Raw genomic sequence first — 25,977 nt, 5'->3', positions numbered from 1 at the left:
CGCGTTCTTCGGCGGCGGTCCGCGCCAGAAGCCGCGCGGCCGCGCGCAGTTCAACCTGCGCGGGCGCCTGGCGATGGTCGCCGGCACGCTGGGCCTGTGCTCGCTCGCGCTGCTGGGCCGCGCGTTCGAGATGCAGGTGATCGACAACGCGTTCTACCAGGCGCAGGGCGATGCGCGCTTCCTGCGCGAGATCCCGATCCCCACCTCGCGCGGCATGATCACCGACCGCAACGGCGAACCGCTCGCGGTGTCCACGCCGGTCGAATCGATCTGGGCCAACCCGCAGGAACTGCTCAAGCATCCGCAGCGCTTGCCGGAACTGGCGCAGGCGCTCGGCGTGCCCGCCGACCACCTCGAACGCAAGCTCTCGCAGCGCGCGAACAAGGAGTTCGTGTACCTGCAGCGGCGGATCAGCCCGGAGTTCGCGCAGTCGGTCGTCGCGCACAACATCCCCGGCGTGTTCTCGCAGCGCGAATACCGCCGCTTCTATCCGCAGGGCGATGCGATCGCGCATATCCTGGGCTTCACCAACGTCGACGACGCCGGCCAGGAAGGCCTGGAGCTCGCGTTCGACGAATGGCTGCGCGGCAAGCCCGGCGCCGAGAAGGTGATCCGCGACCGCCGCGGCCGCATCGTCGAGAACGTGGACCTGGTGCGCGCCGCCGAGCCGGGCAAGGACCTCACGCTGTCGATCGACCGGCGCATCCAGTTTCTCGCCTATCGCGAGCTGCGCAATGCGCTGCTGGAAAAGGGCGCGAGCAGCGGCTCGGCCGTGGTGCTGGACGTGACCACCGGCGAAGTGCTGGCGATGGCCAACCTGCCGTCGTTCAACCCGAACGCGGTGGAAGGCGGCGCACGCGACGCGCACCGCAACCGCGCGGTCACCGACCTCATCGAGCCCGGCTCGACGATGAAGCCCATCACGGTCGCCGCCGCGCTCGAACATCACGTCATCACGCCGCAGACCAAGTTCGACACCAACCCGGGCTGGATGCCGAACGGCCGCTACCGCACGACCGACACGCACAACTACGGCGTGCTCGACACCACGGGCGTGATCACGAAGAGCTCCAACGTGGGCGCGGCGAAGATCGTCGCGCGCCTCGACAACAACACCTTCTATGAGTACCTGCGCAAGCTCGGCTATGGCCAGAGCACCAACAGCGGCTTCCCCGGCGAATCGGCCGGTTTGCTGCCGGCGCCGGACCGCTGGAGCGGCACCACCAAGCAGACGATGTCCTACGGCTACGGCCTGAGCGTGACGCCGCTGCAGATCGCGCAGGCGTACGCTGCGATCGGAAACGGCGGCAAGCTCGTTGCCCCGACGTTCGTCAAGGGCCAGCGCAACGAGGCCCACCAGGTCATGGATCCGGGCGTTGCCCGCGAAGTGCTGCGCATGATGGAAACGGTGACGCTGCCCGGCGGCACCGCGACGCAGGCGCGCGTGCTCGGGTATCGCGTCGCCGGCAAGACCGGCACCGCGCGCAAGGCGAGCGGCGGTGGGTATTCGCGGCGTTACGTCGCATTCTTCGCAGGCCTGGTGCCGGCGAGCAATCCGCGCTTCTCGATGGTGGTGGTGATCGACGATCCCGCGCCGGAACTCGCGTACGTCGGTGGCCTCGTCTCCGCGCCGGTGTTCCGCAACGTGATGGATGGTGCGCTGCGCATGATGGACGTGGCCCCAGACGATCTCGATGCGTGGCTTGCCGCGCAGGCTGCGGCGGAAGCCAAGCGCAAGCCGGCGACGGTGGCGACGGCGCCGGTCGCCGCGCCCGCGCCGGTGACGGAGGCCGTGCAATGAGCCGCCGCATGCGCCTGTCCGAATTGCTGCCCGACATCGCGGCCGTGCCCGCCGATCTCGAAGTCACCAACCTCGTGATGGACAGCCGCGCGCTGCGCCCGGGCGACGCGTTCATCGCGATCGCGGGCTTCGGTGCGCATGGCTTGAATTTCGTCGAGCAGGCGAAGGCCGCCGGTGCGAGCGCCATCCTGTTCGAACCGCCGGCGCCCGCCGACATTCCCGCGCCCGCCGACGCAATCCCGGTGCCGGGCCTGCGCGCGCGCCTGGGCGAACTCGGCGATCACTTCCATGGCCATCCGAGCCATGCGATGACCACCGTCGGCGTGACCGGCACGAACGGCAAGACCTCGACGGTGCAGCTGCTCGCGCAGGCGTGGTCGCTGCTCGGCACGCGCGCCGGCACCATCGGCACGCTCGGTGCGGGGCTGCATGGCGCGGTGGTGCCGACGGGTTTCACCACGCCGCTCGTGTTGCAGATGCACCAGTTGCTCGGCGAGCTACGCGACGCGGGCGCCCAGGCGCTGGCGATGGAAGTCAGCTCGCATGCGCTCGACCAGGGCCGCGTGGGCGGCGTGCATTTCGATGTCGCGGTGTTCACCAACCTCACGCGCGATCATCTGGACTACCACGGCGACATGGCGAACTACGGCGCGGCGAAGGCCAAGCTGTTCGCATGGCCGGGTTTGCGCGCAGCGGTCATCAACCTCGACGACGACTACGGCCGCGCGCTGTTCGACGCCGTGCAGGCGCCGGTGCGCCGCATCGGCACGAGCGCCGCCGGTTCGACGGATGCCGCGGTGCGCGCGGACCACGTGGTGCTCGACAACCGGGGCGTCGCGTTCGATCTCATCGTGGACGGCGCCGCGCACGCGGTGCGTTCGCCGCTGCTCGGGCGCTTCAATGTCGACAACCTGCTCGCGGTCGCCGGCGCGCTCGTCGCGCTCGACATCCCGCCTGCACGCGTCGCCGACGTGCTCTCGCAGCTGCAACCGATCCACGGCCGCATGAACCGCCTCGGCGGCAATGGCGATGCACCGCTGGTCGTCATCGACTACGCGCACACGCCCGATGCGCTCGAACAGGCGCTGTCCTCGCTGCGCGCGCATGCCGCCGCCAACCTCGCCTGCGTCTTCGGCTGCGGCGGCGAACGCGACCGCGGCAAGCGCCCGCAGATGGCCGCGATCGCCGAACGCCTCGCCGACCGCGTGATCGTCACCGACGACAACCCGCGCGGCGAAGACGGCGACGCCATCGTGGCCGACATCCTCGAAGGCTTCACGCCCGGCCTGCGCAAGGATCCGGCGCGCCTGGTGGTGGAACGCGACCGCGCCGCCGCCATCGCGCGCGCGATCGGCGAAGCGGGCGCGAACGATATCGTCCTCATCGCCGGCAAGGGCCACGAGCCCTACCAGGAAATCCACGGCGTGAAGCATCCCTTCGACGACACGGACGTCGCGCGTCGCGCGCTTGGAGGCCATGCATGATCGCCATGCCGCTGTCGCGCATCGCAGCGATGACCGGGGGCCGGGTGGTCGGCGACGACATGGTGGTCGACGTGGTCGGCACCGACACGCGCGACATGCCGGCCGGCCGCGCGTTGTTCATCGCCTTGAAGGGCGAGCGTTTCGACGGGCACGAGCACGTGGCGATGGCCGCGCGCAACGGTGCGGTCGCAGCCCTGGTGTCGCGCGAAGTGGGGCATGCGATCCCGCAACTCATCGTGGCCGACACCGAACAGGCGCTCGCCGCGTTCGCCGCCGCCGTGCAGCGCGAGCGCCGCACGCGCGTGGTCGCGATCACGGGCAGCAACGGCAAGACCAGCGTGAAGACGCTCGTCCTGTCGATCCTGCGCGAAGCGATGCCGGGCGAGGGCGGCGTGTACGCCAACCCCGGCAACCGCAACAACGAAATCGGCCTGCCGCTCGCCGTGCTCGAGGCGCCGGAACACGCGCGCTTCGCGATCTACGAGATGGGCGCAGGCAAGCCCGGCGACATCGCGTACCTCACCGCGATCGCGCGGCCCGACATCGCGGTGGTCAACAACATCGCGCCTGCGCACCTGGAACGCATGGGCAGCCTGCTCGGCGTGGCCGACACCAAGGGCGCGATCTACGACGCGCTGCCCGCCGACGGCGTGGCGGTGATCAATGCCGACGATGCGTTCGCGCCGTACTTCGCCGAGCGCGCGCACGGCCGCCGCCTGATCCGCTTCGGCCTGGATGCCACCGCCGACGTCACCGCACACGCGATCGAGCTCGATGCGGAAAGCGCACGCTTCGTGCTGTCGACGCCGCTGGGCGAAGTGGACGTGGACCTGGCGATGCCGGGCCGCCACAACGTGATGAACGCGCTGGCCGCGGCTTCGATCGCGCTCGGTGCGGGCGTCGAACTCGACGCGATCGCCGCGGGCCTCGGCGCCGCGCGTCCCGTGCACGGCCGCCTCGTCACGCATCGCCTGCCGAACGGCGCGGTGCTGATCGACGACAGCTACAACGCCAATCCCGGTTCGCTCAATGCGGCGATCGACACGCTCGCTTCGAGCGGCGACACCGCGTGGCTGGTGCTCGGCGACATGCGCGAACTCGGCGCGGACGCCGAACTGCTGCACGCCGAAGCGGGCCGTCGCGCGAAGCAGGCCGGCATCGCGCGCCTGTACGCGCTCGGGCCGCTGAGCAGGCACGCGGTGGAAGCCTTCGGGGAAGACGGACACCACTTCGCCACGCATGCGGCGCTCGCCGATGCGTTGCGCGGCGGATTGCGCGAAGGCGTGCGCGTGCTGGTCAAGGGGTCGCGCGGAAGCGCGATGGACAGGATCGTGTCGGCGCTGCTGCCCGACGAGGGGAACGACCCGCATGCTGCTTGAACTCTTCCGCTGGCTGGAGCAACTGCAGAGCCTGTTCGGGCTCTTCGGTTACCTCACTTTCCGCGGCATCCTGAGCGCGCTCACCGCGCTGGCGCTGTCGTTGTGGTGGGGCCCGGCCATCATCCGCCGCCTGGCATTGCTCAAGGGCGGCCAGCCGATCCGCAAGGACGGCCCGCAATCGCATTTCTCCAAGGCCGGCACGCCGACGATGGGGGGCGCGCTGATCCTGCTGACGATCGCCGCGTCCGTGCTGCTGTGGGGCGACCTGCGCAACCGCTACGTGTGGCTGGTGCTCGCGGTGATGATCGCCTTCGGCGCGATCGGCTGGTGGGACGACTGGATCAAGATCGTCAAGCGCGATCCCAACGGGATGAAGTCGCGCTGGAAGTACCTGCTGCAGTCGCTGTTCGGGCTCGGCGCCGGCCTGTTCCTCTATTACACCGCCGACGCTCCGGCGGCGACGACGTTCTACATCCCGTTCTTCAAGGCCGTCGCGCTGCCGCTGGTGAGCATCAGCTTCGTGGCGATCTCGTACTTCTGGATCGTCGGGTTCTCCAACGCGGTCAACCTCACCGACGGCCTCGACGGCCTGGCGATCATGCCGAGCGTGCTCGTCGCGTGCGCGCTGGGCGTGTTCGCGTATGCCTCGGGCAACGTGGTGTTCTCCGAATACCTGCAGATCCCGCAGGTGCCGGGCGCGGGCGAACTCGTGATCATCTGCGCGGCCATCGCCGGCGCGGGGCTCGGGTTCCTGTGGTTCAACACCTATCCGGCGATGGTTTTCATGGGCGACATCGGTGCGCTGGCGCTGGGCGCCGTGCTCGGGTGCATCGCGGTGATCGTGCGCCAGGAACTGGTGCTCGTGATCATGGGCGGCGTGTTCGTGATCGAAACGCTGTCGGTGATGATCCAGGTCGCCTCGTTCAAGCTGACGGGCAAGCGCGTGTTCCGCATGGCCCCCATCCACCACCACTTCGAGCTCAAGGGCTGGCCCGAGCCGCGCGTGATCGTGCGCTTCTGGATCATCTCGGTGGTGCTGGTCCTCGTCGGTCTCGCCACGTTGAAGGTGCGCTGATGAACGACACGCCGCGCCAGGCCACGCGACTGGATGCCATCGAAGGCCGCTTCGATCCGTGGCTGCTGGGCACCTCGATCGCGCTCGCGTGCCTGGGCGTGGTGATGGTGGCCTCGAGCTCGATCGCGATCGGCGAAGGGCTCAACGTCGGTCCGTTCTACTTCCTCACGCGCCACATCGTGTTCCTGTGCGGCGGCGTGGCGCTGGCCGTGTGGATGATGCGCACGGAGCTGAAGACGATCGAGCAGCACAACCAGTTGCTGCTGCTCGCGTGCTTCGTGCTGTTGCTGGCGGTGTTCGTGCCGGGCATCGGCAGCCGGGTGAACGGCGCGCGGCGCTGGCTCAACCTGGGCGTGTCGAAGTTCCAGGCGGTGGAAGCGGTCAAGCTGCTCTACATCGTGTGGCTGGCGAGCTACCTCGTGCGCTTCCGCGACGAAGTCAACGCGACGTGGCGCGCGATGCTCAAGCCGCTCGGCGTGGCGGTCGCGCTGGTCGGGTTGCTGATCCTGCAGCCGGACTTCGGTTCGCTCTCGCTGATCCTGGCGATCACCGCCGGCATGCTGGTGCTCGGTGGCGTCAACATGCCGCGCATGTTCGGCCCGGTGCTGATCGGCCTGCCGGTGCTGGCGGCGATCGCGATCGCCGAACCGTATCGCGTGCGCCGCTTCACCTCGTTCCTCAATCCGTGGCAGGACCCGTTCGACAGCGGCTACCAGCTGACGAATGCGCTGATGGCGGTGGGCCGCGGCGAAATCTTCGGCGTGGGCCTGGGCGCATCGGTGCAGAAGCTGTCGTACCTGCCCGAAGCGCACACCGACTTCATCCTCGCGGTGATCGCCGAAGAACTCGGCCTGGTCGGCGTGGCGCTCGTCATCGGCCTGTATGCGCTGCTTGCGGGCCGCGCGTTCTGGGTGGGGCTGAAATGCGTCGAGATGCGCCGCCACTTCGCGGGCTACTGCGCGTTCGGCGTGGGCCTGTGGATGAGCCTGCAGAGTTTCGTGTCGATCGGCGTCAACCTCGGGCTGCTGCCGACCAAGGGCCTGACGCTGCCGCTGATTTCCTCCGGCGGTTCGAGCGTGCTGATGACGTGCATGGCGCTCGGCCTGCTGCTGCGCGTGTCGTACGAACTGGATCGCGCCGAGCGCCAGGTCGCGCGCCTGCGCGGCGAAGCGCAGCAGCCCGCGCCGGGCCACGTGCCGGCGACGGCGCAACCGGTCGGCGCGACGGCGACGTCAAGCGTGCGCGGCACCAACCGCCTGCGCCAGCGGGTCGAACCCACGTTGGGGAGGACCGCATGACGGTCGTCGACAACGCGCGCGTGCTGATCCTCGCCGGCGGCACCGGCGGCCACATCTTCCCGGGCCTCGCGGTGGCGCATGCACTGCGCGCACGCGGCGCGGAAGTGACGTGGCTCGGCGCCGACGGCGGCATGGAAACGCGCCTGGTGCCGCAGCACGACATCGCCATCGACACGATCGCGGTGAAGGGGCTGCGCGGCAAGGGCATCGCGACGTTGCTCGGTGCGCCGGTGCGCGTGCTGCGCGCGATCCGCGCGGCGGCGGAAGTCGTCGAGCGTCGTCGCCCGCGCGCGGTGATCAGCTTCGGCGGTTACGCGGCGGGGCCGGGCGGCATCGCCGCCAAGCTCGCCGGCGTGCCGCTGGTGGTGCACGAACAGAACCGCGCGCCGGGCTTCACCAACCGCGTGCTCGCGCGTTTTGCCAAGCGCGTGCTCACCGGCTTCCCGCAGACGTTCAAGCACACGATCGAAGAGCCGGTGGGCAATCCGGTGCGCAGCGAGATCGCGGCCGTGCCGTCGCCCGCGCTGCGCTTCCCGCGCGCCGATGATGGCTTGCGCCTGCTGGTGCTCGGCGGCAGCCAGGGCGCGCGCGCCTTGAACCTCGCGGTGCCGCGTGCGCTGCATGCATTGAACGATCCGCACATCACGATCCGCCACCAGTGCGGCGAGAAGCTGCGCGCCGATGCGGAACAGGCGTACGTGGACGCGGGCCTGGTCGCGAGCGTCGAGCCCTTCATCGCCGACATGGCTGCCGCGTACGGCTGGGCCGACCTCGTGGTGTGCCGCGCCGGCGCGCTGACGCTGGCCGAGTTGTGCGCCGTGGGCGTGGGCAGCGTGCTGGTGCCGTTCCCGCAGGCGGTGGACGACCACCAGACGCGCAACGCCGAATTCCTCGTCGAACGCGGCGCGGCTGTTCTGCTGAAGCAGGACGAACAGCTCGCCGATCGCCTCCAAACCGTGCTGGGCGAACTGCGCGCCGATCCCGCCCGCCGCGTCGCGATGGCCGAAGCCGCGCGCACGCTGGCGAAACCCGATGCGGCCTCGCGCGTTGCCGACATCGTGCTCGACGTGATCCGCCTGCGCGATGCGCAGCGCAAGGAGGCCGCGTGATGGCCAACGTCCAGCGCCGCCTGCAGACCTCCGGCGACCTCGCGAAGGCGTATCCGCGCGTGCACTTCATCGGCATCGGCGGCGTCGGCATGAGCGGCATCGCCGAAGTGCTGTGCACGCTCGGCTACCAGGTGTCGGGCTCCGACAACGCGGACAACGCGGTGACGCGGCGCCTGACGAGCCTCGGTGCGAAGGTGCATCGCGGCCACGCGGCGGCGAACGTGCTCGACACCGATTGCGTCGTGGTGTCCAGCGCGATCCGCAAGGACAACCCGGAACTGATGGAAGCGCGCGCGCAGCGCATCCCGATCGTGCCCCGCGCCGAAATGCTGGCCGAGCTGATGCGTTTCCGCCGCGGCATCGCGGTGGCCGGCACGCACGGCAAGACCACGACCACCTCGCTCGCCGCCAGCGTGCTGGGCGAGGGCGGGCTGGATCCGACGTTCGTCATCGGCGGCAAGCTGCTCGCGGCCGGCGCGAATGCGCGCCTGGGCCAGGGCCAGTGGCTGGTGGCGGAAGCGGACGAAAGCGATGGCAGCTTCCTGCGCCTGAATCCCGCGATCGCGGTCGTCACCAACATCGACGCCGACCATCTCGAGAACTACGGTGGCGACTTCGCGAACGTGCAGGCCGCCTTCGCCGAATTCCTGCATCGCCTGCCGTTCTACGGGCTGGCGGTGCTGTGCATCGACGATCCGGAAGTGGAAGCGCTGGCGAAGGACACGCCGCGCCACGTGTGCAGCTACGGCTTCTCTGCGCACGCCGACGTGCGCGCCGAAGACGTGACGCAGATCGGTCCGTGCATGCACTTCACGCTGCACCTGCCGGATGGTTCGCGCACGCCGGTGCAGCTCGCGCTGCCGGGGCGCCACAACGTGCAGAACGCGCTGGCCGCCGCCGCGATCGGCTGGCAGCTGGGCGTGGCGCCCGACGCGATCGCGCGTGCACTCGCGAATTTCGAAGGCATCGGCCGCCGCTTCAACCTGCTGGCGCAGCTGCGCACGCCGAAGGGCGCATTGGTGCAACTGGTGGACGACTACGGCCACCACCCGAAGGAACTGGAAGCGGTGTTCGCCGCGGCGCGCGGCGGTTGGCCGGACAAGCGCCTGGTCGTCGCGTTCCAGCCGCATCGCTACAGCCGCACGCGCGACCTGTTCGACGAGTTCGCCGCGGTGTTGTCGACGGTCGATGCGCTGGTGCTCACCGACGTGTACGCGGCGGGCGAAGCGCCGATCGCGGGCGCGGATGCGAAGGCCCTGGCGCGCGCGATCCGCACGCGGGGTCGCGTGGACCCGGTGGTCGTGGGCGCGGCGTCGGAGTTGTCGGGCTTGCTGCCCGATGTGTTGCAGGACGGCGACCTGCTGTTGCTGATGGGCGCGGGCGACATCGGCGCCGCGGCGCAGCAGTTGGCCACGCAAGGCTTTGAAGGAGTCACGAAGTGAACGGTTTCAGGTTTCCCCCGCTGCGCGTGACCGACCCGGCCGTGTTCGGCCGCGTGGCCGTGCTGATGGGCGGTACGAGTTCGGAGCGCGAGGTGTCGCTGGATTCCGGGCGCAACGTGCTGGAGGCGCTGCGCGCGCGCGGCATCGCGGCCGATGCGGTCGATGGCATCCCCAACCTCGTGCGCGAGTTGCAGGACCGCCACTTCACGCGCGTGTTCAACATCCTCCACGGCCACGCCGGTGGCGGCGAAGATGGCGTGCTGCAGGGCCTGCTCGAAGCGCTCAACGTGCCGTACACCGGCTCGGGCGTGCTCGGCTCGGCGCTGAGCATGGACAAGATCCGCACGAAGCAGGTGTGGTTGTCGGTCGGATTGCCGACGCCGCGCTACGTGCAGCTGGGCAAGGGCGCCGACGTGCACGCGGCGGCGAAGTCGCTCGGCTTGCCGGTGATCGTCAAGCCCGCTGCGGAAGGCTCGAGCGTGGGCGTGTCGCGCGTGTACTCCGAGGCCGACCTCGACGCGGCCGTCGCACTCGCCGAACGCTACATCGACCAGGAAGCGCGCGGCGAACTGTTGATGGAGCAGCTGATCGAAGGCGACGAGCTCACCGTCGCCGTGCTCGGCAACGTCGCGCTGCCGTCGATCCGCATCGTGCCGAAGGGCCAGTGGTACGACTACCACGCCAAGTACGTCGCCGAAGACACGCAGTACCTGTGCCCGGGCCTGGAAGGCGATGCGGAAGACGAGATCCGCCGCCTCGCGGTCGCCGCGTTCGAATCCGCCGGCTGCAGCGGCTGGTCGCGCGTGGACGTGATGCGCGATCGCGCGACCGGCAAGTTCTACCTGCTCGAAGTGAACACCGCGCCGGGCATGACGAGCCATTCGCTCGTGCCGAAGGCCGCGCGCCAGGTCGGCATCGAATTCGAAGAACTGTGCTGGCGCATCCTGGAAACCTCGCTCGACCGCGACGGGGGTGCACGCAAGTGAACGCCCTGCTGCGCATCCTGGCCTGGACCTTCGCGGTGGCACTCGTCGTGCTGCCCGTGGTCGCCGTGCTCAACGGCTGGATCGCCGCCGAGCGCTGGCCGTTGCGCACGCTGCGCGTGCAGGGGTCGCTGCACAACGTGGACGAACAGCTGTTGCGCGCGACGGTGCTGCCGTATGCGCGCCGCGGGTTCTTCGCGGTGCGGCTGGAAGATGCGCAGGCCGCGGTGGCGCGACTGCCGTGGGTCGAGCGTGCCGAAGTGCGCAAGCATTGGCCCGACATCCTCGAAGTGCACGTCGTCGAACATCGCCCGTTCGCGCGCTGGGGCGACGATCGCCTGTTGTCCGAGCACGGCCGTTTGTTCCCGGTGCGCGGCATCCACGTGCCGGCCAGCCTGCCGCAGCTCGGCGGGCCGGAGGCGCGCGTACCGGAAGTGGTCGCGCTCTACAACGAATCGCGCGCGCTGTTCGCCAGCACCGGCAACGACGTGCGCGCGCTGAAGCTGGACGCGCGCGGCAGCTGGTCGCTCGTGCTGTCCGACGGCACCGAAGTCATCGTGGGCCGCAGCGACGCGCGCCCGCGCATCGGTCGCTTCGCGCGCCTGCTGCCGCAACTGATCAACCAGCCGCAACGCGTCCTGCGTCGCGCGGACCTTCGCTACACCAATGGCTTCGCGCTCCAGTGGGCAACCGCCCCCGCCGCGCCGGCCAGCACGACTTCGCAAGGAAAGACATGAACCGCAAAGGCGACAAATCCCTGATCGTGGGCCTCGACATCGGCACGTCGAAGGTCACGGCGCTCGTCGGCGAGTACTCGCCCGGCAGCCCGATCGAGGTGATCGGGATCGGCACGCACGAATCGCGCGGGCTCAAGCGCGGCGTGGTCGTGGACATCGAGTCGACCGTGCAATCCATCCAGCGCGCCGTCGAAGAGGCCGAACTGATGGCCGGCTGCGAAGTGCGGTCGGTGTATGCCTCCATTTCCGGCAACCACGTGCAGTGCCGCAACTCGCAGGGCATCGCGCCGATCCGCGACGGCGAGGTGACCTACGCCGACCTCGATCGCGTGCTCGATGCCGCGAAGGCCGTCGCGATCCCGGCCGACCAGCGCATCCTCCATGCCATCCCGCGCGACTACGTGCTCGACGATTCGCAGGAAGGCATCCGCAACCCGGTCGGGATGACGGGCGTGCGCCTGGAAGTGCACGCGCACCTCGTCGTGTGCGCGCAGTCGGCCGCGGCCAACATCAGCAAGTGCGTGCAGCGTTGCGGGTTGCAGGTCGACGACCTCGTGCTCGCCTCGCTTGCGTCGAGTACCGCGGTGCTGACGCCGGACGAACGCGAACTCGGCGTCGTGCTGGTCGACCTCGGCGCGGGCACCACCGACATCGCGGTGTTCGTGCAGGGTGCGATCGCGCACAGCGCCTCGCTGCCGATCGCCGGCGACAAGGTGACCGAGGACATCGCGCACATGCTGCGCACGCCGACGCCGGAAGCCGAGCAGATCAAGGTGCGCTATGCGTGCGCGCTCGCGCAGCTGGCCACGGCGGAAGAAAGCATCCAGGTGCCGAGCGTGGGCGATCGCCCGCCGCGTCGCCTGCCGCGCCATTCGCTGGCGCAGGCGGTGCAGGCGCGCTACGAGGAAATCTTCGAGATGGTGCAGGCCGAGCTGCGTCGCAGCGGTTTCGAACAGCACGTGCGCGCGGGGATGGTGTTGACCGGCGGCGCTTCGAAGATGGAAGGCGTGGTCGAACTCGCCGAGGAAATGCTGCAGATGCCGGTGCGCGTGGGGATCCCGCAGCACGTCACCGGCCTCGGCGAAGTGGTGGGCAACCCGGTGCATGCCACCGGCGTGGGCCTGCTGCTGATGGGCAGCCAGATCGAGAACCCGCGGCGTCCGTCGATCGCGACGGGACGCGCGGGCAGTTTCTTCAACAAGGTGAAGAACTGGTATCGCGGCGAGTTTTAAGGAGCGGCACGAAAGGATTTCCTGGCGGTTGCGGCAAGTGGTTCCACAAAAACGTCGTGGGGCGCGATCCAACAAACCACGGCACCTATAACGAGGACACGGACATGGCGCATTTCGAATTGGTTGAAAAGATGGCCCCGAACGCAGTGATCAAGGTGGTTGGCGTGGGCGGCGGCGGCGGCAACGCCGTGGCGCACATGGTCAACAGCAGCGTGGACGGCGTGGAATTCATCACGGCGAACACCGACTCGCAGGCGATCAAGAACTGCGGCGCCAAGCTGCAGCTGCAGCTCGGCAGCAACGTCACGAAGGGCCTGGGCGCGGGCGCGAACCCGGAGGTTGGCCGCCAGGCCGCCCTGGAAGATCGCGAACGCATCATGGATGCCCTGCAGGGCTCCGACATGGTGTTCATCACCGCGGGCATGGGCGGCGGCACGGGCACGGGCGCGGCGCCCGTCGTGGCGCAGCTCGCCAAGGAAATGGGGATCCTGACGGTGGCCGTGGTCACCAAGCCGTTCCCGTTCGAAGGCCGTCGCCGCATGCAGGTGGCGCTCAAGGGCATCGACGAGCTCAGCCAGCATTGCGATTCGCTGATTACGATCCCGAACGAAAAACTGATCACCGTGCTCGGCCGCAACGCGACGATGATCCAGGCCTTCCGCGCGGCGAACGATGTGTTGCTGGGTGCGGTGCAGGGCATCGCCGACCTCATCGTGCGTCCGGGCCTGATCAACGTCGACTTCGCCGACGTGCGCACCGTGATGTCCGAGATGGGCCTGGCGATGATGGGCACCGGGTCGGCGCGCGGCGACGATCGCGCGCAGGCCGCCGCGGAGGCCGCGATCCAGAACCCGCTGCTCGACGACGTCAACCTCTCGGGCGCCAACGGCATCCTGGTCAACATCACGGCCGGCCCGGACTTCACGATGGCCGAGTTCGACGAAGTGGGCCGCACGATCGAGAACTTCGCTTCGGAAGACGCGACGGTCGTGATCGGCACCGTGCTGGATCCGGACATGCAGGACGAGGTCAAGGTGACCGTGGTCGCGACGGGCCTCAACCGCGCGGTCTCGCGCCAGGCGCTGCCGGCCCGCGGCTTCGAGACGGTGCAGCATTCGGTGCGTTCGCCGATCAAGCTCGTCCGCAACGCGACCACCGGCCAGCCGGACTTCGACGCGATGGCCAACCTCAACGAGCCGGTCGTGCCGAACTTCGCGAGCAGCCAGAGCCTGCGTGGCGGCACCACCCGCGCCGAGCCCGCCGCCGCCGATTTCGGCAGCGACAGCAGCTACCTCGATATCCCGGCCTTCCTCCGCCGCCAGGCGGACTGACCGGGCGCTGGTCCCCACGCCCCGGGCTGCGCCGCCCGGGGTGCGGTCTTCGGTCGGCCGACCACAAGTCGGCCGGCCCCTTTCGCCCCGGCGAACGGTGCCCCGGCCGGGCCGTGTTCATCGGGTCGCGTGGTAATCTTTGCGGCCGTTGCGCCCGCCGCACGCGCCCACGCTTCGTTCCCCCTGCCTCCGCGCGAGGCCAGAAGCAGAGGTCCGACCGATCCCGATGTTGTCCCAACGCACCCTCAAGAACGTGATCCGCGCGACCGGCGTGGGCCTGCACAGCGGAGAGAAGGTCTATCTCACGCTGCGTCCGGCCGCCGTCGACACGGGCATCGTGTTCCGGCGCGTGGACCTGGATCCGGTGGTGGAAATCCCGGCCGACGCGCAACTCGTCACCGAAACCATGTTGTGCACCGGGCTGTCGCGCGACGGCGGCAAGGTCATGACCATCGAACACCTGATGTCCGCCTTCGCGGGCCTGGGCATCGACAACGCGTACGTGGACCTGTCGGCACCGGAAGTGCCGATCATGGACGGCTCCGCCGGCCCGTTCGTGTTCCTGCTGCAATCGGCGGGGATTTCCGAGCAATCGGCGCCCAAGCGCTTCATCCGCATCCGCAAGCCCGTCGAAGTGCGCGAAGGCGACAAGATCGCCCGCTTCGAACCGCACGACGGGTTCCGCATCGGCTTCACCGTGGTCTTCGACCATCCGGCCATCCCGACGTCGCAGTCGCGGGCCGAGATCGATTTCTCGACGACCTCGTATGTAAAGGAAGTGAGCCGCGCGCGCACCTTCGGGTTCATGCGCGACCTGGAGTTCATGCGCGAGCGCAACCTCGGCCTCGGCGGCTCGATGGACAACGCGATCGTGCTGGACGAGTTCCGCGTGCTGAACGACGACGGCCTGCGCTACGCCGACGAATTCGTCCGCCACAAGATCCTCGATGCGGTGGGCGACCTGTACCTGGCCGGCCGTCCGATCATCGGCGCGTTCGAAGGCTTCAAGTCCGGCCACGCCCTCAACAACAAGCTGGTCCGCGCCCTGCTCGCCGATGCCTCGGCCTGGGACGAAGTGACTTTCGACGATCCGGCCGCCGCGCCCGTCGTCTACGGCAACCCTGCCATCGCCTGAACCTGGCCGTGTGGAATCCGTCCGGGGATGTGCGGGCTGGTGATCGATCTGTGAATCGAAACCGGCCGTTTAACGGCAATTTAACGAACCTCTAATGGTTCGTTAGCGAATCCGGGGGAAAAGGCGGGCAGTATCCCCTCCGGGCCGCTCAAGCCATCCACCGCACCACGCAATCGGATGGGTCGACCGGCCAGATTTCAGGACTCTGGTTTCCGTTTCGCATCAGGGTTTTTTTCGGATCCCGGGTGGGGATCCACCAAGGACGCCAGCGCGGCTTGCAACGCTTCTTTCGCAGCCGCCGACATCGGTTTGGCCTTCGATTCCGTCCGTTCCGACGGGTGGATCGGATAGGTCGTCGTTTTGACGACCAACTCGGCCACGCCGAGCCCGAGGGATCGGGCCGCGTCGAGGATGTCCGGAGCGACGAGCCGCAACTTGGCCCGCCACACCGGTGCATCAACGACGTAGACGAGCCTGCCGCCATCGAGGTTCGCAAGCCGCGCATGCGCGGCGAGCGACGGAGGCAGGAATGGGCGCAACCGCTGATCCAGCGCATCAAGCCACAGGGCACGGCGCAGGGGATCGAAGGCGGAATCTGCAAGCAACGCCTCAATCGGCGCCTGCGGACCCGTGTTTCGATCTGCGCGTGCGGGCTTAGGTCCGCGGTACTTGGAATCCGACATATCTATGAGCTTCAAAATCGTTCTGAATAACCGTGGCGAGCCTTCGGCCCGCCTGGTCGACAAGATCTCCGACAACGCCCAGCGTCGTCCGGGGATCACCGCAGGCATTCTGCTCTCTGCCGGCCTCGTGCTGGGGCTCGGCGCCAGCGTCGGCTTCACCGGGGTGCGCACCGCGCAACTGCAGGCGAAGGTCGAGAAGCAGCAGGCCGAGCTCGATGCCGCCCACGCCAACTCGCAGCGCGAGATCAACGCGCTGGCCGCCCGCCTCGGCGAGCTGCAGGCCCAGGCCAACCGCCTCAATGCCCTCGGCGAGCGCCTCACCCGCGCCGGCCAGCTGCAGGACGGCGAGTTCGATTTCGACCAGCCGGTCCCGACCGGTGGCGCGGGCCCCGTCCGCGACATGCCGCGCGCCGAACTCAACCGCGAGCTGTCGGTCCTGGAGCGCGAATACACCGCCTCGGGCCAGCAGCTGTCGGTGATGGAGTCGCTGCTGTTCAACCGCACGCTCGACCGCAACGCCATCCCGTCGCGCGACCCGATCGCCAACAGCTACATCACCTCCGGCTTCGGCGGCCGCGCCGATCCGATCGTCGGGGGCCACCAGTTCCACAAGGGCATCGACTTCAAGGCCAACGTGGGCGATCCCGTCCTGGCGGTGGCCGACGGCGTGGTCAGCTTCTCCGGCGTCCGCTCCGGCTACGGCAACGTGGTCGAGATCGACCACGGCAACGGCTACGTCACCCGCTACGCGCACAACTCGCGCCTGCTGGGCCGCGTGGGCGACCTCGTCCGTGCCGGGCAGCAGATCGCCAAGGCCGGCTCCACCGGCCGGTCCACCGGCGCCCACGTGCACTTCGAGGTGTGGGACAACGGCCGCGTCGTGAACCCGCGCCAGTTCCTCGGTGGCCGCAGCGCCGTCCGCGGCTGATCCATCGCCCGCACGACGCCTGCCCATTGGGGGGACGGCGTCGGAAGGAACTTGATAGGCGGCCCCGCGGTCCCCAGCTACAATGCCGCGTTGCCGAACAAAGGGCGCCCAGCGCCCTTTTTTATTGCCGCACGGCGCCCCGCGCCCATGGCCCACCCCCAAGAATTCCTCTGGTATTTCCAACGATGCTCAACAGCCTGCTTACCCGCGTTTTCGGCAGCCGCAACGAACGCCTCCTCGGACAGCTCGCGGGCATCGTCAAGAAGATCAACGCGCTCGAGCCCGAAATGCAGGGCCTCACCGACGAGCAGCTGCAGGCCAAGACGCCCGAGTTCCAGAAGCGCATCGCCGGCGGCGAATCGCTCGACAAGATCCTCCCCGAAGCCTTCGCCGTCTGTCGCGAAGCTTCGCGCCGCGTGCTCGGCATGCGCCATTACGACGTGCAGCTGATCGGCGGCATGGTGCTGCACCTGGGCAAGATCGCCGAGATGCGCACCGGTGAAGGCAAGACGCTGGTCGCCACGCTGCCGACGTACCTCAATGCGCTCGAAGGCAAGGGCACGCACGTCATCACCGTCAACGATTACCTCGCGCGCCGCGACGCCGCGTGGATGGGTCGTTTGTACAACTGGCTCGGCCTGTCGGTCGGCGTGGTCTACCCGGGCATGCCGCACAGCGACAAGCGCGCCGCGTACGGCAGCGACATCACCTACGGCACCAACAACGAGTTCGGCTTCGACTACCTGCGCGACAACATGGCGCTGGCGAAGGAAGACCGTTACCAGCGCGGCCTGCACTACGCGATCGTCGACGAAGTCGACTCCATCCTGATCGACGAAGCGCGCACGCCGCTCATCATCTCCGGCCCCGCGGACGAATCGCAGGAGCTGTACCACCAGGTCGACGGCATCGTCCCGCAGCTGTCGAAGCAGAAGGACGAAGAGTCCGAAGGCGATTACTTCGTCGACGAGAAGGGCAAGCAGGTCCACCTCTCCGAAGCCGGCATGGAACACGTCGAAGCGCTGCTGCGCCAGATCGGCGTGCTGAAGGACGACGACGATGCGCTGTACGCCGCGCACAACATCCACGTCGTGCACCATCTCAACGCCGCACTGCGCGCGCACGCGATCTACCAGCGCGACGTCGACTACATCGTGCGCGACGACGAAGTGGTGATCGTCGATGAATTCACCGGCCGCACGCTGCCGGGCCGCCGCTGGTCCGACGGCCTGCACCAGGCCGTGGAAGCGAAGGAACGCGTGGCGGTGCAGCGCGAGAACCAGACGCTCGCCTCGATCACGTTCCAGAACCTGTTCCGCATGTACAAGAAGCTGTCGGGCATGACCGGCACCGCGGACACCGAAGCCTACGAATTCCAGAACATCTACAACCTCGAAGTGGTCGTCATCCCGACGCACCGCCCGATGGTCCGCCAGGACCATTCCGACCTCGTCTTCCTCAACCGCGCCGGCAAGTACCGCGCGGTGGTCAACGAGATCAAGCAGTGCAACGCCAAGGGCCAGCCGGTCCTCGTCGGCACCACGTCCATCGAAGTCTCCGAGCTGCTGTCGGAACAGTTGAACGAATCGGGCATCGCGCACGAAGTCCTCAACGCCAAGCAGCACGAACGCGAAGCGCAGATCGTCGCCAACGCCGGTCGCCCGGGCGCGGTGACCATCGCCACCAACATGGCCGGCCGCGGTACCGACATCGTGCTCGGCGGTTCGCTCGAGGCCGAACTCACCGCGCTGGGCGAAGAGGCCAGCGAAGACGAGAAGGCGCGCATCCGCGCCGAATGGCAGCAGCGCCACGACGCGGTCAAGGCGTCGGGCGGCCTGCACATCGTCGGTACCGAACGCCACGAATCGCGCCGCATCGACAACCAGCTGCGTGGTCGTTCCGGCCGCCAGGGCGACCCGGGTTCGTCGCGCTTCTACCTGTCGCTCGAAGACAACCTGATGCGCATCTTCGCGGCCGACTGGGTGCAGCGCGTCATGGCGCGCATGGGCCTGAAGGAAGACGACATCATCGAAAGCCCGCTGGTGACCAAGCAGATCGCCAACGCGCAGCGCAAGGTCGAGGCCCACAACTTCGACATCCGCAAGAACCTGCTCGACTACGACGACGTCAACAACGACCAGCGCAAGGTGATCTACCAGCAGCGCGACGAATTGCTGGACGCCGACAGCGTGGAAGAGAACGTCGCCGGCATCCGCGAAGACGTGGTCGCCGACCTCGTCGCGCGCTTCGTCCCGCCGAACTCCATCGACGAACAGTGGGACCTGCAGGGCCTGGACGCGGAACTCGCCAACGAGTTCAACCTCGACGCCAACATCACCGGCGTGGTGAAGTCGCGCGAAGAGATCGACGCCGAGCAGATCGCCGCCGAAGTGCAGCGCGCCGTCACCGGCGTGTTCACCGACAAGGAAGCGCAGGTCGGCGGCGAGACGATGCGCATGCTCGAAAAGCACATCATGCTCAACGTGCTCGACCAGAACTGGAAGGAACACCTGGGCCGCATGGATTACCTGCGCCAGGGCATCCACCTGCGCGGTTACGCGCAGAAGCAGCCGAAGCAGGAATACAAGAAGGAAGCCTTCGAACTCTTCAGCGAAATGCTGGAGAAGGTGAAGCGCGAAGTCGTCTCGTTGCTGGCGCGCGTGCGCATCCGCAGCGAAGAGGAAGTCGCGCAGGCCGAAGCGCAGGAACGCGCGCGCGCCGAAGCCGTCGCGCGCCAGATGCAGTTCCAGCACGCCGACACCGGCGGCTACGGTGCGGGCGAAGAAGCCGCGGAAGCCTCGGCTGCCGCGCTCGCCGCCGGCGCCACGCCGCGCGTGGGCCGCAACGATCCGTGCCCGTGCGGCAGCGGCAAGAAGTTCAAGCACTGCCACGGCCAGCTGGCCTGACGTAGCGGGCCCGTGAGCGGCGAGGCCATGGTCGAGGTCGTCGCGGGCGTGATCCGCGACAAGACCGGCCGCATCCTCCTCGCGCGCCGGACCGAAGGACGCGACCTCGCCGGCCTGTGGGAATTCCCGGGCGGCAAGCGCGAGCCGGGCGAGACGCCGGAAGGTGCGCTCGCCCGCGAACTGCACGAAGAACTCGGCATCGACATCGACTGCGGCGCGCCGCTGATCGCGGTGCCGCAGCGCTATCCGCACAAGCGCCTGCGCCTGGACGTGCGCCACGTCGCCGCCTGGCGCGGCACGGTCAAGGGCCACGAAGGCCAGGCCCTCGCGTGGGTGCCGCCGCACCTGCTGGCGTCGTATGCGATGCCGTCCGCGGACATTCCCGTCGTCGCGGCGCTGTTGCAGCCCGATCGTTACCTCGTCACGCCCGCGCCCGACCTGTCGGATGCGACGTGGCTCGACGCGCTCGAACACGCGCTGGCCAACGGTGTGCGTCGCGTGCAATTGCGCGCCCCCGACAGCGAACCGCGCCGCTGGCACACGCTGGTGGACGCCGCCGTCGATGCATGCCGCCGCCACGACGTGGACGTGCTGGTCAACGGCGACATCGACCTCGCGCGCGAATTCGACATCGGCGTGCACCTGCGTGCCGCGCAATTGCCGGCACTCGCATCGCGTCCGCTGCCGGCGGATCGCCGCGTCGCCGCGTCATGCCACACGCTCGCCGAGATCCGCGAGGCCGAACGCATCGGCTGCGACTTCATCGTCGTCGGCGCAGTCGCGGGCACCCCCACGCATCCGGGCGCCACGCCACTGGGTTGGGCGGGATTCGCCGCGTTACGCGAAGACACCGCGCTGCCGATCTATGCGATCGGTGGCCTCGGCGAACAGGAACTCGACATCGCACGCGCCCACGGCGCACAAGGCATCGCTGCGATCCGCGCGTTCTGGCCCGGCACGCCCTGACTCAGTCGCGCATCGCCGCCATCGCGCGGTAACGCCGGTCGAGCGCATCGACCTCCGCGTCCAGCGCCGCCAGCGTGTCGACGTTCACCAGCACATCGTCCGCGATCGCCAGGCGCGTGCGCCGGTCGGCCTGCGCCGCCAGCATGCGTTCGGCCAGCACGCGATCGATGGCGTCGCGATGCATCACGCGCGCCACCTGCACATCGCGCGGCACGTCGACGACCAGGATGCGATCGAGCCACGGATACGCCGCGCGCCCACCGCCTTCGGCGAGCAGGGGAATCGCGACGATCACGTAGGGACTGCGCGCCGCTTCGGCCGTCGCGCGCAGGGCCAGGCGGATGCGCGGATGCAGGATGGCTTCGAGCCGCTTGCGTGCATCGTCGTTGCCGAAGACATGCCGGCGCAGCGCCGCGCGATCCAGCTGGCCATCGGCTTGCAACACATCCGGACCGAACGCTTCGGCGACTTCCGCGAGCGCCGATTGTCCCGGCTGCACGACCTCGCGCGCCGCGACATCCGCATCGGCGACGACGATCCCCTTTGCAGCGAACAAGTTCGCGACCGCGCTCTTGCCCGACGCGATGCCGCCGGTCAGCCCTACGCGCAGCGCGGGCGCCGCCATGGCGTCACCGCGCTCCGGCGAGATGCAGGTAGCCGTTGATGAGCGGCTCGCTCCAGAAGAACGCGATCCAGCCCGCGATGGCGAGGTACGGACCGAAGGGAATGGGCGTGGCGCGATCGCGACCCGCCGCGAACAACCACACCGACCCGACGATGGCGCCCACGATCGACGACACCAGGATGGTCGGCAGGATGCCTTTCAACCCGACCCACGCGCCGATGGCCGCGAGCAGCTTGAAGTCGCCGTGGCCCATGCCTTCCTTGCCCGTGAGCTGCTTGAAGACCCAGTACACGGACCAGAGGCTGAAGTAGCCCGCCATCGCGCCGAGCAGCGCGGCTTTCTGGCCGACGTAGAGGTTCTCGATGCTGGCGATCAACCCGAGCCAGAGCAGCGGCAACGTGAGCTGGTCGGGCAGCAGGCGCGTGCGCAGGTCGATGCCGGCGAGCGAGATGAGGAAGCAGGTGAAGAGGATCCCGCCGAACGCCTTCCAGCCGAACCCGAACTGCCACACGCAGGCCAGCACCAGCACCATCGTGATGAATTCGACCAGCGGGTACTGCGCCGAGATCGGCGCGTGGCAATGGCGGCACTTGCCGCGCAACGCCAGCCAGCTGATGAGCGGGATGTTCTCGTACCACGACAGCGGATGCTTGCAGTGCGGGCAGTGCGAAGGCTCGACGACGATCCCCGGCGGCGGCGGATCGTAGACCTCCGCGTCTTCGAGGATCTCGTGCGCATCCCGCCGCCACTGCCATTCCAGGCGGCGGGGGAGGCGCAGGATCACGACGTTGAGGAAGCTGCCGAGCGCAAGCCCGAAAGCGGCCGCGGCGGGAAAGCCGAGGCCGGGGTTCTGGTCCAGGAATGCCACTTAGGTGCGGGCCCGGATCAGACGACGGCGGCGAGCTTGAAGATCGGCAGGTACATGGCGACCACCATGCTGCCCACGATCACGCCCAGCATCACCACGATCAGCGGCTCCAGCAGGCTGGCGAGCGCGTCGACCGCGTTGTTGACTTCCATCTCGTAGAACTCGGCCACCTTGTACAACATGGTGTCGAGCGCGCCGGCCTCTTCGCCGATCGCGGTCATCTGCACGACCATGTGCGGGAACAGCTGCGTCTGCTTCATCGCCACGTTGACCTGGTAACCCACGGCCACGTCGTCGCGGATGCGCTTGACCGCATGTTCGTACACGGTGTTGCCGGTGGCGCCGGCCACGGTTTCCAGCGCTTCGACCAGCGGCACGCCGGCCGCGAAGGTCACCGCCAGCGTGCGCGAGAACCGCGCCAGCGCGGCCTCGTGCATGATCTTGCCGATCACGGGCAGCTTGAGGACCAGGCGGTCCAGGAAGTGCTGCACGGCGGGCGAGCGCTTCTTCGCCATGATGAAGCCGACGACGATCGCGGCCACGAAGCCGCCGATCGCCCACCACCACTTGACCATGAACTTGCTGAGGTTGATCACCATCTGGGTGAAGGCCGGCAGCTCGGCGCCGAAGTTCTTGAAGACGTCTTCGAACTGCGGCACCACGAACACGAGCAGGATGGCGCTGACGAGCAGGGCGACCGCGACGACCATCGCGGGGTAGAACATCGCCTTCTTGATCTTGCCCTTCAGCGTTTCGATGTTTTCCTTGTACGTCGCCACGGTGTCGAGCACCGTGTCGAGCACGCCCGCCGATTCGCCCGCCTTGACCAGGTTGCGATAGAGCTCGTCGAACTGCACCGGATGCTTGGTGAGCGATTCGGACAGCGACGAACCGCTTTCGATGTCGGTCCGGATCGTGTTGACCAGGTCGCGCATCTTCGGGTTCTTCTGGCCGCCCGCGATGATTTCCATCGACGTCACGATCGGCACGCCCGACTTGAGCATGGTCGCGATCTGGCGGCTGAACACCGCGATGTCCTTCGGCGTGATGCGCTTGCCGGCGCCGCCGAAGATGTCCTTCGGCTTGGGCTTGACCACGGTGGGCGTGATGCCCTGCTTGCGCAGTTCGGCGCGCAGCGCGTTGGCCGTCTTGGCCTGCTGCTCGCCCTTCATCTTCATGCCGCGCTTGTCGTTGCCCACCCAGATGAAGGTCGGCATGACATCGGCGCGACGCACGGCAGGCTTCGCGGCGGCTCGGCGGGCTGCGTTCTTGGTGACTGCCATGGTGGCGACCCCTTAGTCCTTCGTCACACGGTTGATTTCGGCGAGGCTGGTGACCCCGTTCCTGACCTTCATCAGCGCCGACTGGCGAAGGTCCCGCACGCCGGAGCGCTGGGCCGCTTCACCGATCTGCATCACGTTGCCGCCTGTGAGGATGATGTCCTGGATTTCGTCGGTCATCGGCATTACCTGGTAGATGCCGGTACGACCCTTGTAACCCTCGGTGCAGTCCGGGCACCCGACGGCTTCGTACATCTTGAAGCCGGCATGGATCTCGTCCGCGGTGAAGCCTTCGGCGAGCAGTGCGTGGTCGGGCAGGTGCACTTCGCGCTTGCAGTCGTGCAGGCGACGGGCAAGGCGCTGTGCGATGACCAGCGTGACCGAGGAGGTGATGTTGTACGGCGCCACGCCCATGTTCATCAGGCGCGCGATGGTCTGCGGGGCGTCGTTGGTGTGCAGCGTGGAGAGCACCATGTGGCCGGTCTGCGCGGCCTTGATGCCGATCTCGGCGGTTTCCAGGTCGCGGATTTCGCCGACCATGATCACGTCCGGATCCTGTCGCAGGAACGAGCGCAGCGCGGCGGCGAACGTCATGCCGCGCTTGATGTTCATCTGCACCTGGTTGATGCCCGCCACGCGGATTTCGACCGGGTCTTCGACGGTGGAGATGTTGCGCGTGTCGTCGTTGAGGATGTTGAGCGCGGTGTACAGCGAGACGGTTTTACCCGAGCCGGTGGGGCCGGTGACCAGCACCATGCCGTAGGGCTTCTGCACCGCTTCCAGGAACAGCTTCTTCTGGTCGTCTTCGTAGCCCAGCTTCTCGATGCCGAGCTTGGCGGCGCCGCCGTCGAGGATACGCAGCACCACCTTTTCGCCGAACAGCGTGGGCAGGGTGCTGACGCGGAAGTCGATCTGCTTGGTCTTGGACAGGTTGAGCTTGATGCGGCCGTCCTGCGGGACGCGCTTCTCGGCGATGTCCAGCTGCGCCATGACCTTCAGGCGCGCGGCGATGCGGGCCTGCAGCTTCACCGGGACCTTGGCGACCTGCTTGAGCAGGCCGTCGATGCGCAGGCGCACGCGGTATTCGGTTTCGTAGGGCTCGAAGTGGATGTCGGACGCGCCGCGGCGGATGGCGTCCACCAGCACCTTGTTGATGAACTTCACGACCGGCGTGTCGTCGCCCTTGGCGTCGACGCCGGTGTCGGCGTTGAGGTCTTCGTCGCCGCCCGAGGTTTCCAGGCTGTCGAGGCCTTCGCTGTCGGCGACCGCGTCGGCCAGGGCGTCGGCGTTCTCGAGCCACTGGTCGATCGTGCGGCGGATCTTCTCTTCGTCGACCAGGATCGGCTCGACGGCGAGGTTGGTGTGGAACTTGATCTCGTCCAGCGCGTGGCTGTTGGTGGGATCGGACACGCCCACGAACAACCGGCCGCCGCGCTTGAACAGCGGCAGCGCGCCATGCTTGCGGACCAGGTCTTCGCTGACCAGCTTGATGGCCGACTGGTTGGGGTCGATCGCGCTGACGTCGAAGATCGGCATGCCGAACTCGGCCGAATTGGCTGCCGCCAACTGCGCCGAGGTGACCAGCTTCTTTTCGGCCATGAACAACGCGAGCGGCTTGCGCTCCTTCGTGGCCGCTTCCATCGCCTCGCGCGCGCGCGCTTCGTCCAGCGCCCCATCCAGCACCAGGCGCCGGGCAATGCCGGTGATGCCCACCAAATTGGCGGTCGCAACGGTCGCCATCTTTACCATCCCCCATTTCGGATGCCGAAGATACCGCAATCCCTTGAAGGCACAACGGATCGCCGTCGCTATTCCGGACTTGGATTCACGGGTAACCTGTACGGGTCAGGGGGCCCACATGCGCGTTTCGATCATCCTTCCGGCCAAGAACGAAGCCGACGGCCTGCGCAAGACCCTGCCGGGCCTGCGCGTGGTCGTTCCGCAGGCCGAGGTCATCGTGGTCGACGACGGCTCCACGGACGAGACCGCCGCCGTCGCGGCTGAACACGGGGCCCGCGTCCTGTCGTCCCCGTACCCCATGGGCAACGGCGCCGCCATCAAGCGCGGGGCCCGGGCCGCGGCCGGCGATGTCCTGGTCTTCATGGACGCCGACGGCCAGCACGACGCGGCCGACATCCCCAAGCTGCTGGAGCGGCTGGAAGCCGGTTACGACATGGCGGTCGGCGCCCGCGGCGCGGGCGGCCAGGCCAACCGCAGCCGCGGCTTCGCCAACGCCTTCTACAACCACGTGGCCAGCTGGATGACCGGGCACAAGGTGGCCGACCTCACGTCCGGCTTCCGCGCCGTGCGCGCCGAACGCTTCCGCGAATTCCTGCACCTGCTGCCCAACGGCTTCAGCTATCCCACCACCAGCACGATGGCGTTCTTCCGCAGCGCCTATCCGGTGGCGTACGTGCCGATCGACGTGGCCAAGCGCATCGGCCGCAGCCACATCCGCCCGCTGCGCGACGGCGCGCGCTTCCTCGTGATCATCCTGCGCATCGCTACGCTGTATTCGCCGCTCAAGTTGTTTGCGCCGGCGTCGTTCCTGTTCGGCGCGATGGGGCTGGCGTATTACGCGTGGACCTACGCGACGCAGGAACGCTTCACCAACATGAGCGCGCTGCTGCTCAGCGCGTCGGTGATCATCTTCCTGATCGGCCTCGTGTCCGAGCAGATCACCGCGCTGACCTATCGCCGCGACCCGTGACCGCG

At 68.2% G+C, this 25,977-nt stretch carries 19 protein-coding genes and 2 pseudogenes; 16 read left to right on the top strand and 5 right to left on the bottom strand.

The window, feature by feature from the left end:
- The first annotated feature begins 73 nt into the window (after positions 1-73).
- From LYSHEL_RS04100 to lpxC, 12 genes and pseudogenes are all read left to right on the top strand, one after another.
- The gene (locus tag LYSHEL_RS04100) at positions 74-1,801 is read left to right on the top strand and encodes a peptidoglycan D,D-transpeptidase FtsI family protein (RefSeq protein ID WP_341868574.1); all 1,728 of its coding nucleotides are present in this window, start codon (positions 74-76) and stop codon (positions 1,799-1,801) included.
- Positions 1,798-3,285: a UDP-N-acetylmuramoyl-L-alanyl-D-glutamate--2,6-diaminopimelate ligase gene (locus tag LYSHEL_RS04095; RefSeq protein WP_213435925.1), complete on the top strand. Its 1,488-nt coding sequence runs from the start codon at positions 1,798-1,800 to the stop codon at positions 3,283-3,285. The genes LYSHEL_RS04100 and LYSHEL_RS04095 overlap by 4 nt, the downstream gene beginning before the upstream one ends.
- Entirely contained in the window at positions 3,282-4,664 is a 1,383-nt protein-coding gene (locus tag LYSHEL_RS04090) for a UDP-N-acetylmuramoyl-tripeptide--D-alanyl-D-alanine ligase (RefSeq protein ID WP_213435923.1), read from the top strand. Before LYSHEL_RS04095 ends, LYSHEL_RS04090 begins: the two co-directional genes overlap by 4 nt.
- Positions 4,654-5,739 carry a phospho-N-acetylmuramoyl-pentapeptide-transferase gene (gene mraY, locus LYSHEL_RS04085; RefSeq protein ID WP_213435921.1) on the top strand — a complete coding sequence of 362 codons (1,086 nt, stop codon included), beginning with the start codon at positions 4,654-4,656 and terminating at the stop codon, positions 5,737-5,739. Before LYSHEL_RS04090 ends, mraY begins: the two co-directional genes overlap by 11 nt.
- Positions 5,739-7,037 (top strand): putative lipid II flippase FtsW, encoded by a 1,299-nt coding sequence (gene ftsW, locus LYSHEL_RS04080; protein WP_213435919.1) that lies wholly within the window; start codon positions 5,739-5,741, stop codon positions 7,035-7,037. The genes mraY and ftsW overlap by 1 nt, the downstream gene beginning before the upstream one ends.
- A pseudogene (murG, locus tag LYSHEL_RS04075) lies at positions 7,034-8,101 on the top strand (undecaprenyldiphospho-muramoylpentapeptide beta-N-acetylglucosaminyltransferase); the annotation flags it as partial. The gene ftsW and the pseudogene murG, both read left to right, overlap by 4 nt.
- Before the next feature lie 44 nt (positions 8,102-8,145).
- The gene (murC, locus tag LYSHEL_RS04070) at positions 8,146-9,588 is read left to right on the top strand and encodes a UDP-N-acetylmuramate--L-alanine ligase (protein WP_213435915.1); all 1,443 of its coding nucleotides are present in this window, start codon (positions 8,146-8,148) and stop codon (positions 9,586-9,588) included.
- The gene (locus LYSHEL_RS04065; protein ID WP_213435913.1) at positions 9,585-10,574 is read left to right on the top strand and encodes a D-alanine--D-alanine ligase; all 990 of its coding nucleotides are present in this window, start codon (positions 9,585-9,587) and stop codon (positions 10,572-10,574) included. The genes murC and LYSHEL_RS04065 overlap by 4 nt, the downstream gene beginning before the upstream one ends.
- Positions 10,571-11,254 (top strand): annotated as a pseudogene (locus LYSHEL_RS04060) (cell division protein FtsQ/DivIB); the annotation flags it as partial. The gene LYSHEL_RS04065 and the pseudogene LYSHEL_RS04060, both read left to right, overlap by 4 nt.
- A 50-nt stretch (positions 11,255-11,304) precedes the next feature.
- Positions 11,305-12,540, top strand: coding sequence for a cell division protein FtsA (gene ftsA / locus LYSHEL_RS04055; protein WP_213435909.1), 1,236 nt, complete (start codon positions 11,305-11,307; stop codon positions 12,538-12,540).
- Positions 12,541-12,644: 104 nt separating this feature from the next.
- Entirely contained in the window at positions 12,645-13,871 is a 1,227-nt protein-coding gene (gene ftsZ, locus LYSHEL_RS04050; RefSeq protein WP_213435907.1) for a cell division protein FtsZ, read from the top strand.
- Positions 13,872-14,097: 226 nt separating this feature from the next.
- Complete coding sequence (lpxC, locus tag LYSHEL_RS04045; RefSeq protein WP_213435905.1) at positions 14,098-15,006, top strand: UDP-3-O-acyl-N-acetylglucosamine deacetylase; 909 nt, start codon at positions 14,098-14,100, stop codon at positions 15,004-15,006.
- 197 nt (positions 15,007-15,203) lie between these two features.
- Here the strand turns inward: lpxC and LYSHEL_RS04040 are convergent, their stop codons facing one another.
- The gene (locus LYSHEL_RS04040) at positions 15,204-15,689 is read right to left on the bottom strand and encodes a DciA family protein (RefSeq protein WP_213435903.1); all 486 of its coding nucleotides are present in this window, start codon (positions 15,687-15,689) and stop codon (positions 15,204-15,206) included.
- 4 nt (positions 15,690-15,693) lie between these two features.
- Here LYSHEL_RS04040 and LYSHEL_RS04035 point away from each other — a divergent pair, with 4 nt between their 5' ends.
- From LYSHEL_RS04035 to LYSHEL_RS04025, 3 genes are all read left to right on the top strand, one after another.
- Positions 15,694-16,617, top strand: coding sequence for a M23 family metallopeptidase (locus LYSHEL_RS04035; protein ID WP_213435901.1), 924 nt, complete (start codon positions 15,694-15,696; stop codon positions 16,615-16,617).
- Positions 16,618-16,802: 185 nt separating this feature from the next.
- A complete protein-coding gene (gene secA, locus LYSHEL_RS04030; RefSeq protein ID WP_213435899.1) occupies positions 16,803-19,523 on the top strand; it encodes a preprotein translocase subunit SecA in 2,721 nt (906 codons plus the stop codon).
- Positions 19,524-19,550: 27 nt separating this feature from the next.
- Positions 19,551-20,489, top strand: coding sequence for a Nudix family hydrolase (locus LYSHEL_RS04025; protein ID WP_213435897.1), 939 nt, complete (start codon positions 19,551-19,553; stop codon positions 20,487-20,489).
- 1 nt (position 20,490) lies between these two features.
- Here LYSHEL_RS04025 and coaE read toward each other — a convergent pair whose 3' ends face one another.
- The 4 genes from coaE to pilB all read right to left on the bottom strand — a co-directional run bounded on the left by coaE (position 20,491) and on the right by pilB (position 25,002).
- Entirely contained in the window at positions 20,491-21,114 is a 624-nt protein-coding gene (coaE, locus tag LYSHEL_RS04020) for a dephospho-CoA kinase (protein WP_213435895.1), read from the bottom strand.
- A gap of 4 nt (positions 21,115-21,118) precedes the next feature.
- Entirely contained in the window at positions 21,119-21,982 is an 864-nt protein-coding gene (locus LYSHEL_RS04015) for a prepilin peptidase (RefSeq protein WP_213435893.1), read from the bottom strand.
- A 17-nt stretch (positions 21,983-21,999) separates the two neighbouring features.
- Positions 22,000-23,199, bottom strand: coding sequence for a type II secretion system F family protein (locus LYSHEL_RS04010; RefSeq protein ID WP_244858717.1), 1,200 nt, complete (start codon positions 23,197-23,199; stop codon positions 22,000-22,002).
- Between the two features lie 78 nt (positions 23,200-23,277).
- Positions 23,278-25,002, bottom strand: coding sequence for a type IV-A pilus assembly ATPase PilB (gene pilB, locus LYSHEL_RS04005; protein WP_213435889.1), 1,725 nt, complete (start codon positions 25,000-25,002; stop codon positions 23,278-23,280).
- 118 nt (positions 25,003-25,120) lie between these two features.
- Between pilB and LYSHEL_RS04000 the strand changes: the two genes are divergently transcribed.
- Positions 25,121-25,972: a glycosyltransferase family 2 protein gene (locus LYSHEL_RS04000; RefSeq protein WP_213435887.1), complete on the top strand. Its 852-nt coding sequence runs from the start codon at positions 25,121-25,123 to the stop codon at positions 25,970-25,972.
- The last annotated feature ends 5 nt before the right edge of the window (positions 25,973-25,977 follow it).

The organism is Lysobacter helvus (assembly GCF_018406645.1).
Lineage (GTDB): Bacteria > Pseudomonadota > Gammaproteobacteria > Xanthomonadales > Xanthomonadaceae > Noviluteimonas > Noviluteimonas caseinilytica.
Note: the sequence above shows the minus strand (reverse complement) of the source record. Positions and strands in the feature narration are given on the sequence as shown.

Bases quoted from the DNA above. Each gene is read 5' to 3' on its own strand.
- mraY (WP_213435921.1), top strand. From the start codon at position 4,654: ATGCTGCTTGAACTCTTCCGCTGGCTGGAGCAACTGCAGAGCCTGTTC.
- ftsA (WP_213435909.1), top strand. From the start codon at position 11,305: ATGAACCGCAAAGGCGACAAATCCCTGATCGTGGGCCTCGACATCGGC.
- LYSHEL_RS04000 (WP_213435887.1), top strand. From the start codon at position 25,121: ATGCGCGTTTCGATCATCCTTCCGGCCAAGAACGAAGCCGACGGCCTG.
- LYSHEL_RS04010 (WP_244858717.1), bottom strand. From the start codon at position 23,199: ATGCCGACCTTCATCTGGGTGGGCAACGACAAGCGCGGCATGAAGATG.
- lpxC (WP_213435905.1), top strand. From the start codon at position 14,098: ATGTTGTCCCAACGCACCCTCAAGAACGTGATCCGCGCGACCGGCGTG.
- LYSHEL_RS04035 (WP_213435901.1), top strand. From the start codon at position 15,694: ATGAGCTTCAAAATCGTTCTGAATAACCGTGGCGAGCCTTCGGCCCGC.
- ftsZ (WP_213435907.1), top strand. From the start codon at position 12,645: ATGGCGCATTTCGAATTGGTTGAAAAGATGGCCCCGAACGCAGTGATC.
- ftsW (WP_213435919.1), top strand. From the start codon at position 5,739: ATGAACGACACGCCGCGCCAGGCCACGCGACTGGATGCCATCGAAGGC.
- LYSHEL_RS04095 (WP_213435925.1), top strand. From the start codon at position 1,798: ATGAGCCGCCGCATGCGCCTGTCCGAATTGCTGCCCGACATCGCGGCC.
- murC (WP_213435915.1), top strand. From the start codon at position 8,146: ATGGCCAACGTCCAGCGCCGCCTGCAGACCTCCGGCGACCTCGCGAAG.
- LYSHEL_RS04090 (WP_213435923.1), top strand. From the start codon at position 3,282: ATGATCGCCATGCCGCTGTCGCGCATCGCAGCGATGACCGGGGGCCGG.
- LYSHEL_RS04040 (WP_213435903.1), bottom strand. From the start codon at position 15,689: ATGTCGGATTCCAAGTACCGCGGACCTAAGCCCGCACGCGCAGATCGA.
- LYSHEL_RS04100 (WP_341868574.1), top strand. From the start codon at position 74: ATGGTCGCCGGCACGCTGGGCCTGTGCTCGCTCGCGCTGCTGGGCCGC.
- pilB (WP_213435889.1), bottom strand. From the start codon at position 25,002: ATGGCGACCGTTGCGACCGCCAATTTGGTGGGCATCACCGGCATTGCC.
- secA (WP_213435899.1), top strand. From the start codon at position 16,803: ATGCTCAACAGCCTGCTTACCCGCGTTTTCGGCAGCCGCAACGAACGC.
- LYSHEL_RS04025 (WP_213435897.1), top strand. From the start codon at position 19,551: ATGGTCGAGGTCGTCGCGGGCGTGATCCGCGACAAGACCGGCCGCATC.
- coaE (WP_213435895.1), bottom strand. From the start codon at position 21,114: ATGGCGGCGCCCGCGCTGCGCGTAGGGCTGACCGGCGGCATCGCGTCG.